Raw genomic sequence first — 12,049 nt, 5'->3', positions numbered from 1 at the left:
TTGATTAATTTCGTCTATCTGGTCCTTTTCCGGGGCTTACCACTTATTCGTCAGGGCCACCTTGACGGGGGACTGTTTGCGCCATTCCAATTGCCGCAAGCGGCCGCGGATGCGATGCTCGGGCGTATGTCCGAAATCCTGATCGCCGACGACCATCCGTTGTATCGCGACGCGCTGCGTCGCGCGCTGCATCAGGCTGCACCGGGCGCCAGCCTGTTCGAGTCAGCGACCGTGCCCGAGCTGTTGGCCCTGGTCGAAGCGCATCCGGAGGCGGAGCTGCTGCTGCTGGACCTGCATATGCCCGGCGCACGCGGCTTCTCCGCACTGGCGCATCTGCGTGGGCAGTATCCGGGCCTGCCGGTCATCGTCGTCTCGGCCCACGAGGAAGCCAGCGTCGCGCGTCGCGCGCTCGCCCATGGCGCGGCCGGCTACATCCCGAAATCGAGTTCCGCGGAAACCATCGTCGAAGCCATACGCCATGTGCGCGACGGCGAGATCTGGATGCCCGCCGCTATGGGTTCGGCGTCGACGCCGTTGCGCGACGACGAAGCGCGGATCGCCGCGCGCGTGGCCGAGCTGACGCCGCAGCAATTCCGCGTGCTCGCGATGATCGCCGAGGGCCTGCTCAACAAGCAGATCGCCTACGAACTCGGCGTCTCCGAAGCCACGGTCAAAGCGCACATGACTGCGATCATGCGCAAACTCGGCTGCAACAACCGCACGCAGGTCGCGCTGGCCGCGAGCCAGCTCGCGCTGGATCCGAACACGGCGCTGCCGCTGACGGATGTGGAAGACGCCTGAAGAGGCGGTCGCTGCGGGCGCGGGCGCCGGGCAACGGCGATCGGGCCGCCAAGGCTTCGACATGGAATCGTCTTCACGCCGATGACTTCGTCGCGACTGACTTGCCCATCGCCGACAGCAGCGCACGCAGCGCCGCCGGCTTCACCGGTTTGTGCAGCAGCGCATAGCCGCGCAGGCGTGCGCGCTGCTTGAGTTCAGGGCTGCGGTCGGCCGTGAGCAGCGCGGCGGGCGGCGGCGGCGTCAGGCTGGCCTGGAGTTCGGCCAGCGCATCCATGCCGTCCTGCAATGTACCCAAGTGGAAATCGGCGATGATCAGGTCGGGACGCCGCTGCGCGATGACCTGCCGCGCCTCTTCCAGGCTTGCAGCCAGATCGCAGCTCATGCCCCAGCGCGTCAGCAGCGCCGCCATGCCTTCGAGAATGGCCGGTTCGTTGTCCAGGCACAGCACATGCAGCGGCGACAGGTCGGTCGTCAGCGTTTCGCGGTCTGCGCGGCGCGGCGCCGGGCGAACACCGCGCCGCGCGACGATGGGCACCCGCACTGAAAAGCAGCTGCCCTTGCCCGGCTGCGACTGAACTGCGAGGCGATGGCCGAGGATGCGCGAGATGCGTTCGCAAATCGACAGGCCCAGCCCGAGCCCCTGCTCGCCCCAGGGCGAGGCGTGATCGAAGCGCTGGAACTCGTCGAAGATGCGCTTCTGCTGCGCCAGGGCGATGCCGGGACCGGTGTCCCAGACCTGGATCAGCGCTTCGTTGCCGCGCGGCCGCACACCGACGACGACACGGCCGCTGCGCGTGTAACGCAGCGCATTGGAGATGAAATTCTGCAGGATGCGGCTGAGCAGGTGCGGATCGGTGCGCACGACGACCTGGCTCGCATGAATGCGCAGCTGCAGGCCACGCCGTTCCGCGATCATTGCGAACTGCTGCTGCAGCGGTTCGATGACGTCGAGATACGCGACGCTCGCGATATCGGGACGGTACTTGCCGGCGTCCAGGCGCGAGGCTTCGAGCAGCGCGTCGAGCAGGGTTTCGGCGGCGCGGAAAGCGGTGTCGATGCGTTCGGCGAGCTGCGCCGCTTCGGGGTCAAGATTGGGTTGATGGCGCAGCGCCGAGGTGAACAGCTTGGCCGCGTTCAACGGCTGCAGCAGGTCATGGCTGGCAGCGGCGAGGAAGCGCGTCTTGGACTGGTTGGCTGCCTCGGCTTCGAACTTGGCCCGCTCCTGCGCGGCCAGCGCGGTCGACAGCTGCGCGGTGCGCTGTGATACGCGCTGCTCCAGCGTTTCGTTGGCTTCGCGCAGGGCCTGTTCGGCGCGCTTGTAGTCGCTGACATCGGTGAAGGTCGTCACGAAGCCGCCGCCCGGCAGCGGCTGGCCGCGCATTTCCAGCACGCTGCCGTCGGCGCGCACGCGCTGGTAGACGTGGGCGGTGCCCGCGCGCATGTGCTGCAGGCGCTTGCTGACATGCGTTTCCACGTCGCCCGGACCGCACTCGCCTCGCTCGGCGTTGTAGCGGATCAGGTCGGCGATAGGCCGGCCGACGTAAACCGAATCGTCCGGATAACCGAACATTTCCATATAGCGACGATTCCACGCAACCAGGCGCATGTCCGCGTCGACCACGCTGATTCCCTGGGAGATGTTCTCCATCGTGGTGGAAAGCAGCTCGCGGTTGTAGCGCAGCTCCTGCGAGGCTTCGTCGAGCAGCGCGACGGCCTCGCTGAAATCCAGGCCCGTTCCGCGCAATGCGCTGGTCAACATGCGCCGCGCCGATGCCGCGCCGATCGACGCGGCGAGGATGCGTTCGCTGTGCTGCAGCAGCGGACGGTCCGCCGCCAGCGCGTCCTGCAGCGGTTTGCCGTTGGCGCCGGCGTATTCGTCGAAGGCACGCCGCGCGCCGCGCTCGCCGATGATGCGGCCGACGATGGCGCGCAGGTCGGCGACGCTGACGCGGCCACGCCACTCGCCGGCGGCGCTGCCGCTGCGGTCGGCCGACAGGTCGAGGAAGCTGGCGGCACGCAGGCGCTCTTCCATGCTCGGCCGGTAGCGCAACGACAGGATCAGCACGCAGGCCGAATTGGCCAGCAGCGACCAGAACGTGCCGTGGGTCAGCGGATGCCAGCCGCTGAGCTGGAACAGCGACTGCGGCCGCAGCCAGCTCAGGCCGAGCGGTCCGGTCTGCATCCAGTTCGCATCGAACCAGCCCGCCGCGCCGAGGCTCGGCAACAGCAAGGTGTAGCCCCAGACCGCGAAGCCCACGCCGAGCCCCGTCTGCACGCCGGCGCGGCTGGCGCTGCGCCAATACAGTCCGGCGATGATGGCCGGTGCGAACTGCGCGACCGCGGCGAAGGACAGCAGGCCGATCGAGGCGAGCTGTTCGCCCTGCGGCATGGCGCGGTAATAGGCAACGGCGAGGAGGCTCAACACCACGATCGCCACACGCCGCACGCCGAGCACGATGCGCGACAGGTCGTGGCGCTGGTCGAGCTTGAGCGCGCGAAGGCGCAACAGCAGCGGCATGATCAGGTCGTTGGACACCATCGTCGCCAGCGCCACCGACGCGACGATGACCATGCCTGTCGCCGCCGAAAAGCCGCCGAGGTAGGCAAGCAGGGCGAGCAGGTTGTTGTCGTTGGACAGCGGCAGCCAGAGCAGCCACACGTCGGGACTCAGCCCGGTCCCGGCCGCGGCCTCGCGTCCGGCCGCGACGATGACCGGAACGAACAGGCAGATCAGTACGAGGTACAGGGGGAACAGCCATCGGGCGCGGCGCACGTCGCGCGGGTCTTCGCATTCGACGACGCCGACATGGAACTGGCGTGGCAGACAGAACATCGCGGTGAACGCGAGCAGGGTCTGGGCGAAAAAGCCGTTGGGCAGTGGACCGCTCAGACGCAGATCGGCCAGGGCCTGGCCGGAACTGGTCAATTGCTGCTGCGCGTACAGGCCGATGACGAGGAACGCGATCAGCTTGACCAGCGATTCCGCCGCGACTGCGAGCACCATGCCGTGGTGGTGCTCGGTCGCGTCGACACGACGCGTGCCGAACAGGATCGCGAACAGGGCGAGCATCAGCGCGGTATACAGCGCGGAGTCCTGCAGCAGATCCGCCGGCGGACCGCCACCGGCCTGGCCATGGCTGAGCACGCCGATGCTGAGCGCCACGGCCTTGTACTGCAGCGCGATGTAGGGAATGGCCGCCGTCATCGCGATCACGGTGACCAGCGCGCCGAGCGCATGCGACTTGCCGAAGCGCGTGCCGATGAAGTCCGCGATGGAGGTGATGTTGTTGGCCTTGGCCACGCGGGTCAGCCGCTCCAGCAGGCCGCTGCCGAACAGGAAGAGCAGGATCGGACCCAGGTAGATCGGCAGATACGCCAGCGTCGAGTTCGATGCGCTGCCGACCGCGCCGTAGAAGGTCCACGACGAGCAGTAGACGGCCAGGGCGAGACTGTAGATCCATGGCCGCAAGCCCGGCCGGCCCGGATACAGCGGGCGCGCATCGCCCCAGTAGGCGATCACGAACAGCAACGCCACGTAGGCCAGCGAAACGAGCAGCAGTATCCAGCCAGCAATCATTGTGGCGACCTCGGGGACTGGTCTGCGGATTGTAGAGGACCTGCCGCAGGTGACTTGCTGAAGTGAACCCGCGCCAGCTTGCTTGACCTCCCCCAGCCCGGCGGCCAACGATGCCGCATGCCCGATCCAGCCCTGCTCCCGCACGCCATCCCGCCGCAGCCGCTCGACCCGCTGGAAATCCATCTGTGGTTTTGTGAATTCCCGCGACGTGAGCCCATCGAAGTCCGGCGACAGGCGCAGGTATTCCTGCTGCGCCTGCTGTCGGCTTATCTGCTTCGTCGCGTGGACGCAGCGGAACTCGAGGTCGGCGCTCACGGCAAGCCTGCGCTGGCGGCCGGAGGATTCGACTTCAACCTCAGCCACAGCGGCGGTGCCGCTGTGGTCGCGCTGGGGCGCGGTGTCGAGGTCGGCGTCGACCTGGAGTCGCCGGGACGGCCGCGACCGCACGCGGAACTGGCGCGACGCTATTTCTGCGGCCCGGAGGCGCAGTCAATCGGGAATACGCCGGAGGCGCTACGCGAAACCGCGTTCCTGCGCCTGTGGACCGCGAAGGAAGCGGTGCTCAAGGCACTGGGTCGTGGCCTGGCTTTCGGCCTGGACAAGCTCGAGTTCGACGCAACCGTGGACCCGCCGGCACTGCTTAGGATCGATGTCGCGGGTGGCGCGGCGGCGCTCTGGCATCTTCATGCGTTGCCCCTGCCGTCACCGTGGCTGGGTCATCTCGCCTGGCGCGGAGAGACGCGCCGGGTGCGCAGTTTTCATGACGCCACACTGCGGCAACCGGTGTAGCCAACCGGATACGAGGGCCAGTTGTAGGCCAGGGCTTTACGGGCTAAGTTCCGGGTGAACGCCAACGCCGCTGCGAGGCTGCCGTCAACATGTGGAAGCTGCTGCGCAACCTGCTGGTGTCGGCTGGAGTGCTCGCGCTGGGCCTCAAGCTGGCCCTGTGGCTCGCGGCGGGCCAGCAGGCGCAGTGGTTGGCCGACAACCTGCAGCGCTGGGGCGAGTTGAGCTGGACGGGCGCCAGCGGCTCCTTCAATGGCGACCTCACGCTCAGCGGCGTGCAGTTCCGACCCAGGCCCGGCTTCGAAGCCGCCACCCTGAATGCGTCTTCACTGCGGCTGGATACGCCGGGCGTGCTTTGGGTATTGCGCCGCGCCATCACGCGCGATGCCAGCGTGCCCGGGCAACTCGGCGTGTACCTGCAGGACGTCAACCTGCCGTTGCTGCGCAAGATCGCCGGCGGCAACGCGCCGCTGTGGTTCGGCGCGCAGAGCCTGGTTCCGTTCGAGACATTCGCCTGCGGCGGAGCGGCGGGGTTCGACGCGGGCGACTTCACGTCGATGCAGGTACAGCCGAAAGCGCCCCGGCTCAGCGTCGACTATCGCTACGATGCGGCGGCGGAGCAGCTCGAAGTCAACCTGCGCATCGACAACGCGCCGTTCGCGCAGGTCGGCCTGCGCACGGAGTTGCACCAGTTCACGCCGCAGATGCTGGACGATGCCGTAGCGCGCGAGCGCGTGCGCATCGCCTCGGCCGACTTCAACTTCAGCGATCGCGATTTTCTGCGCCGGCGCAACCAGTTCTGCGCACGCGAAACCGGCGTCGACGTCGACGGCTTCATCGCCCGGCACATCGCGGCTGTGCAGGAGCGGCTCAAGGCTTCGCACATCGTGCCGGCCGAAGGCGTGGTCGAGCTCTACCGCGAGCTGCTGCGCGGCGGCGGCGAGATCAAGCTGCTGAGCCTTCCGCGCGAGGACATCGCGCCCGCGCAGTACGACACCTACGATCCCGAGGAAGTGTTGCGCTGGCTCAACCTGACCGCGCGCTACAACGACGCGCCGCCCGTGCTGTTCAAGCTGTTCTTCCTGGCCGAACCGATCGAGGCACTGGCCGGTATCGATCGCGCACTGGTGCATGATCCGCTGGCGGAGCCCGAGCCGGAGACCGTCGTCGTGCGGCCGGAGGAAAATCCGGTCCTGGCCACGACGATCGGCGCTGCGCCGAAACCACCCGAAGCCGGACCGTCGCCATCCACAACGCCTCCGATCGCGCCACCGGCACCGGTTGCGGCACCGGCTACGACGACGGTGCAGCAGTCACGGGACGTCGCGCCGGGTTCGCTCATTCCTGACGCCGCGGCGATCACCGGCGAAACCGCGACCGTCGATGCGGCGCCAGCGATTCCGACCCGTCCGCCGGCGCCACGGATCGACCCGCGACTCGATCCGCGCCTCGCCGGCCTGCCCTCCGCACCACCGCCGCCGCCGGGTTCCACGGCGGCGCTGGTGTGGCAGGGTCCTCGTATCGATCGTCTGCCGGAGTCGAAGACGGCGCCCCGGGAACGGCCCTTCGCCGTGGTCTCGTATGCTGCGTTGGATGGGCTATCGGGCGCGCGCGTGGTGCTTATCACTAGCGGCGGTAAGGAGATCGAAGGCAAGGTCGCCGAGGTCAGCGCCGCGGGAGTGACCGTCAGCGTGAACCGCGAATCGGGCCAGGCGCGCCTGTTCGTCGAGCGTGCACGGATTCTGGAAATCCGTGTCGCCCCGCGCGGCTGATGGTGTGATGTTGCGAAATTTGCGTTGGCGTGCGACGGCCGCGCGCTGGTGAGCGTCGTGCCCTCTGCATGAACATGACCCCGACCGAATCCCGAACCGGTTTTGCCCAGGAAGTCGACGCTGTAACGCTTGCGCGCGCGCGGCGCGGGGACGGCACGGCGCATGCGGCCCTCTACCGGATCTTCTCGAGGCCTTGCTTTACGCTGGCCATGCGAGTGCTCGGCAGCTCGGCTGCCGCCGAAGACATTGTCCAGGACGTGTTCCTGAAAATGATGGACGCGATACGGAGCTACCGCGGTGATGCCCCGTTTGGTGCCTGGCTCAAGCGCATGACCGTCAACGCCGCGATCGACCAGCTGCGCAGTCAGCGCCATCTCGACAAGGACGATCCGGAGCGGTTGTTCGCCAATGTCAGCGATACGACCGGTCTGCTCGCCTCCGATGCGCACGATGTGATGGCGCTGCTGCAACGCCTGCCGCCGCGTGCGCGTCTGATCCTCGTGCTGCACGAGCTCGAGGGCTATACGCACAAGGAACTGGCCGAACTGTTCGGCCAGACCGAAAGTTATTCCAAGTCCATCCTGTCGCGCTCGCTGAAGCGTCTGCAGGAATGGTTGGCCCCCAATACCGTAGTGGAGATGCAGCCATGGCCGAGCAGGAGCTGAGTTTGAAGGCATTGCGCCTGGCCGCACTGCCGGAGTTCGATCCGCCGCCGAATCTGTGGGCGCGTATCGAGGCGGAGCATCACCGCCGCCAGCAGCGCGGACGCACGCTGCGCTGGGGCAGCGGACTGGCAGCGATGCTCGCGCTGGCGACCGTTGTCGCGCTGGCGCCGCGACCGCAGATCGCTGCCGCCAATCCGCTGGCGCAGTTGGAGCGTCGCTCGCACGAACTGGAACTGGCGTACGCCGGATTGAGCCAGGCCGCCTCGCCGCTGGAGAGCGAAGCTGAGCTGCGCGCCGTCGAGCTGGCGCTGCAGCAGGCGTATGACCGCGGAGCCGCGGTCGACGAATTGCTGCCGCTGTGGCAGCAACGCAACGACGTGCTGTCGAATTTGATCGTGTTGGCCGCCGATGGCGCGCAGCCGACCCGGATTTGAGTGGAGAACGCTGATGTCGATGTTCAAACGTCCCATGCTGGCTCTGTTGAGCCTGACCCTTACTGCCGCGGTTTCCGCCCAGTCGACGCCAGTCGAGCAGCGCCTGGGAGAAGAGGTGCAACTGGCACTGGTCCGCCTGATCGAATCAGGCGCCTTCGCCGGCAAGTCCGGCGAGGAAATCGCCTTCACATTGGATGAACCGGCACGGCGCATGAACAACCTCGGCCTGCTCGTGGACAGCGCCAATGCGGAACGCGCACGGGACGGCCTTCGCGTGCTCGGGGTAACGCCGCGCAGTGCCGCGCAGCGCATGGGCATCAAGGCCGGCGACCGCATCGTCGCGGTGAACGGCACCAGCCTGGTCGGCCTTGGCGCCGATCCCGCTGGCCATGCCCAGGCCGCGGTTACGATGCGCACGCTGGTCGATACCCTGTCTGACGGAACGGTGCTCGAGTTCGGCCTGCAACGCGAGGACAAACCGCTGACTTTGCGCGGAGAAGTCAGCAGCATCGTGTTGCCACCGATCCATCTGAAGGTCGGTCGCGACGAACTGCTGGCCAGCACGGGCACCACCGTGTCCCGGCGCGAACCGCAGATCGACGGCGGTTCCAGTGGTTGCGGCCGCTTCAACGATTTCGACGTGGCGCCGTCTCAACGGGATCTGTATGGCGTCAAGCTGCTGATGATCGACGGCGTATCGACTGGACCTGCGGGCGTGCATCAGTTCCGTGTTTCGGCCGGCACGCACGTGGTCAAGGTGGTCGAGCTGATCCCGGCCAAGGTGTACCGGCGCTTGAACCCGACGCGCCTGGGTGACGGTCCCGAGGTGAAGACGCTGACCGTGAACGTCAAGGCCGATACGACGTACTACCTCGCGGCGAAGTTCAACGAGGACAAGCGCAACAGCCGCGTCGGTGGTGAATACTGGGATCCGGTGGTCTGGCGCGAAACGCCGGACAAATGCGGTTGAGGAACCTTTGCGTGGGTCCTGTGTCGAATTTCTCGCATTCCCTCCCACAGGGTGCACCCTGAAGCCACACGGACGTGGCCTTTTTTTCGGCGAGGCCGCGGCACAGACCGCGGCTTTTTGTTTTTTGGTCCCACGCAGCGTGACGCGCCGCCTGCACACCGCCATGTGCGCAAGGCTATGCTTGCGCGTCATGCGCACCGTACTCCGACTATTCACCGCGGCACTGCTGAGCGGCAGCGCTGTGGCAGGCGCTCAGGATGGCGCCACCCTGCCTGCACCGGTCGCGAGCTACCTGGAACGCGGGACCGCGCAGGGTAGCTGGCCACACGTGGTCAGCGCGTATGTCCTCCAGACGGCGACGTCGCTGTCTACGTATCCTGCCGCTTTGGCCAGCGACGCTGTCGGTGATATGCGTTTCCTGCTTGGCGATGCGATGGCGGCAGCGACCGGCCTTCTGCTGGCCGATCTGGCCAGCAGCGGCCGCGTGCGTCTCGACGATCCGATCAGCCGTTTTCTGCCACCGGATTTCCCCTGCACCGATCCGCGCGTCTGCGCGCTGACCCTGCAGCAGCTCGCCGCCCACAGTTCCGGCTTGCCACCGGTGCCGGCGAACCTGTTTGCCGCCGACGCGGACAATCTTTGGCGCGATTACCAGGAGACAGATCTGCTCGAGTTCCTGGCCAACTACCGGCTACCCGCCGAGCCGGCCGCGCGTCAGTCGGCGCTGGGCCAGATTCTCCTTGCGTGGCTGCTGGGCCGTGCCCACGGCGGCGGCTATTCCGCGGCGCTGTCGGAGCGTGTGAGCGAACCGCTGGGACTGCGGGCTACCGGCGTCGATAGTGCAAAGGCCGCAACGGGCCACCGCAATGGCAGGCCTGCGCCGTCGACCAGCGCAACGCCACTGCCGGTTCATCTGTATTCCAGCGTCAACGATCAGGTGCGGCTGCTGCGGGCAATGCTGCGTCCCGGCGATTCGCCGCTGCGCGCGGCGCTGATGGTGTCGCGGCAGCCGCGCGATGCCCGCGCGAACTGGGGACTGGGCTGGCGCATCAACACCGTGAGCCAGGACGAACAGACCTGGCCGCTGGTCTGGCAAGCCGGGAGCGCGGGCGGGCAGAGCGTGTTTCTTGGCTTTCGCACGGACCGCCAGGAAGCCGTAGCGTTGTTCGGCACGGCGGAAGTGAGCCTCGCGCCACTGGGTCTGGCCCTGCTGGATGGGGGCAGCCTCCCGCCGCCACCGGCACAGGCGACCGCCATGACCGGCGATCCGGCGGAGTTCGCGGGCCTTTACGAATTTGCGCCGGGAACGCAGTTGCTGATCCGCGCGACGCCTGGCGGGCTGACCGCTCAGACCAGCGGTCGCCTGGCCCTGCCGCTCACACCGCTGGGCCCGGATCTGTTCGGCGCGGCCGGCGCCCCGGTCCAGTTGCGCTTCCAGCGCGACGCGAGCGGGCAAATCGAAACGCTGCGCTGGTCGGAGAACGGATTCATCGTGCCGGTGCAGCGCTTGAGTCGGCGCGCACCGGCCCTGCCGCGCACCGAGCAATCGCTCGCCGCCGATAAGCTGCGTGACTACTGCGGGGACTACGCCGTGGACAGTGATGTTCTGGCCCGGTTCCTCTGCGATGCGCGTCCAGCGCTGCAGTTCAGCGGCGCACAGCGACGCGAGCTGTTCGCTTATGCCGACGATCGTTTCGCCAGCCGTGACGGCGAATTCGAGCTTATCGCGCGTCGCGATGCGGGCGGCCAGGTCGAGGCGCTGACCCTCGTGTTGCTGGGAGACGAGACTGAACTGCCGCGCGTACGGTGGCGATCCCTGCCAGCCGAAGTGACAGCGAGCCTGAGACAGGAACGCGTGGTCCGCGAAGAGAGCGCCAGAGCCGCCATCGCAGAGCGCGCCCATGCGGTGCGCTCGCCGCAGGTCCCGGTCCCGGCAGCGCCGATCCCCTGGGTGGAGCAACTGCCTGTGCTGACGCCCGGTCCTGTCGCTCCCTATCGTTCTCCGGGGGACATCATGATGCGGCCGAAAGATGGCTCGGCGGCAGCGGCACGCGCGCGTCAATTGTCGCCGCCGCTCCCCGTATCGGTGCCGTCGAGCCGCGTCGGTCCGCCAGCCAACGTGCGTCCGGCCCCGGCAGCCGCGCCAGCGCAGATCGAAGCTTTGCCGGATCGATTCGAGCGGCCTCGATTCGCGCCCTCGCCCCGCGTGGAACCCGAAAAGGAAACCAGGGATGACGATACTTAGTGTCAATTTGAACAAAATCGCTGTGGTGCGGAATTCACGCGGCGAGCGCGAGCCGGACATCGGCCATGCCTGCGACTGCGTGATCGCTGCCGGCGCCGGTGGCGTGACCGTGCATCCACGCCCGGACCAGCGACATGTCCGTCCGGGTGACGTGCGCGAACTGAGTGAGCGCATCGCGCGCCGCGTCGAATTCAATATCGAGGGCAACGCGTTTGCGCCGGCGCGCGGCGACTACCCCGGACTGATCGCCTTGGTGCGCGAGGTCCGCCCTGAACAGGTCACGCTGGTGCCAGATGGCGATGCCCAGATCACCTCCGACCATGGCTTCGACCTCGCCGGCGACGCCGCGGCGCTGCGTCCGGTGATCACCGAACTGCGCGCACTGGGCGCGCGCGTAAGTCTGTTCATCGATGCCGGGGTCACGGACTTGTCGCGTGCGGCCGACCTCGGTGCCGACCGGGTGGAAATTTATACCGGCCCATTTGCCAAGGCGTACGCCGCGGGCAACGCGGCGGCGGCGCTGGCGCGTTGTGTAGAGACGGCCGAAGCGGCGCGCGCCGCGGGTCTCGGAGTCAACGCCGGTCACGACCTGAGCCAGGCCAACCTAGGCTGCCTGATCGACGCCATACCGTTTCTCGCCGAAGTATCGATTGGCCACGCACTTGTTGGCGAGGCGCTCTATGACGGTCTTGCGCCGACGGTGCACAACTACCTGCGTATCCTGCGGTCGCGAACCGCCGACTGACAGACACTCGTGCACGCTACGAACCGCGTGCGCCGTGCAGCGTTAAGGAGTAGG

The 12,049-nt window shown here is 67.4% G+C and carries 9 protein-coding genes; 8 read left to right on the top strand and 1 reads right to left on the bottom strand.

Features of this window, described 5'->3' with window-relative positions; all coding sequences use genetic code 11:
* The first annotated feature begins 126 nt into the window (after window positions 1-126).
* Complete coding sequence (locus tag RUU78_RS20240; protein WP_313919490.1) at window positions 127-801, top strand: response regulator transcription factor; 675 nt, start codon at window positions 127-129, stop codon at window positions 799-801.
* A 73-nt stretch (window positions 802-874) separates the two neighbouring features.
* Here RUU78_RS20240 and RUU78_RS20235 read toward each other — a convergent pair whose 3' ends face one another.
* Window positions 875-4,378, bottom strand: a complete 3,504-nt coding sequence (locus tag RUU78_RS20235) for a PAS domain-containing hybrid sensor histidine kinase/response regulator (RefSeq protein ID WP_313919489.1) — start codon at window positions 4,376-4,378, stop codon at window positions 875-877.
* 117 nt (window positions 4,379-4,495) lie between these two features.
* On the opposite strand from RUU78_RS20235, the gene RUU78_RS20230 reads away from it, so the two are divergent.
* The 7 genes from RUU78_RS20230 to RUU78_RS20200 all read left to right on the top strand — a co-directional run bounded on the left by RUU78_RS20230 (window position 4,496) and on the right by RUU78_RS20200 (window position 11,995).
* The gene (locus tag RUU78_RS20230; protein WP_313919488.1) at window positions 4,496-5,167 is read left to right on the top strand and encodes a 4'-phosphopantetheinyl transferase superfamily protein; all 672 of its coding nucleotides are present in this window, start codon (window positions 4,496-4,498) and stop codon (window positions 5,165-5,167) included.
* Window positions 5,168-5,256: 89 nt separating this feature from the next.
* On the top strand, window positions 5,257-6,936 hold the full coding sequence (locus RUU78_RS20225; protein WP_313919487.1) for a hypothetical protein: 1,680 nt from the start codon (window positions 5,257-5,259) through the stop codon (window positions 6,934-6,936).
* A gap of 68 nt (window positions 6,937-7,004) precedes the next feature.
* Window positions 7,005-7,601: a sigma-70 family RNA polymerase sigma factor gene (locus RUU78_RS20220; RefSeq protein ID WP_313919486.1), complete on the top strand. Its 597-nt coding sequence runs from the start codon at window positions 7,005-7,007 to the stop codon at window positions 7,599-7,601.
* On the top strand, window positions 7,583-8,035 hold the full coding sequence (locus RUU78_RS20215) for a hypothetical protein (protein WP_313919485.1): 453 nt from the start codon (window positions 7,583-7,585) through the stop codon (window positions 8,033-8,035). Before RUU78_RS20220 ends, RUU78_RS20215 begins: the two co-directional genes overlap by 19 nt.
* Window positions 8,036-8,048: 13 nt before the next feature.
* Window positions 8,049-9,005: a PDZ domain-containing protein gene (locus RUU78_RS20210; RefSeq protein WP_313919484.1), complete on the top strand. Its 957-nt coding sequence runs from the start codon at window positions 8,049-8,051 to the stop codon at window positions 9,003-9,005.
* A 190-nt stretch (window positions 9,006-9,195) separates the two neighbouring features.
* Window positions 9,196-11,250, top strand: coding sequence for a serine hydrolase domain-containing protein (locus tag RUU78_RS20205; RefSeq protein WP_313919483.1), 2,055 nt, complete (start codon window positions 9,196-9,198; stop codon window positions 11,248-11,250).
* Entirely contained in the window at window positions 11,237-11,995 is a 759-nt protein-coding gene (locus tag RUU78_RS20200) for a pyridoxine 5'-phosphate synthase (protein ID WP_313919482.1), read from the top strand. Before RUU78_RS20205 ends, RUU78_RS20200 begins: the two co-directional genes overlap by 14 nt.
* The last annotated feature ends 54 nt before the right edge of the window (window positions 11,996-12,049 follow it).

The organism is Tahibacter sp. (assembly GCF_032229445.1).
In the GTDB taxonomy this organism is placed as follows: Bacteria; Pseudomonadota; Gammaproteobacteria; order Xanthomonadales; family Rhodanobacteraceae; genus Tahibacter.
The sequence above is the reverse complement of the archived record's forward strand: the minus strand, read 5'-3'. Positions and strand labels throughout refer to the sequence as shown.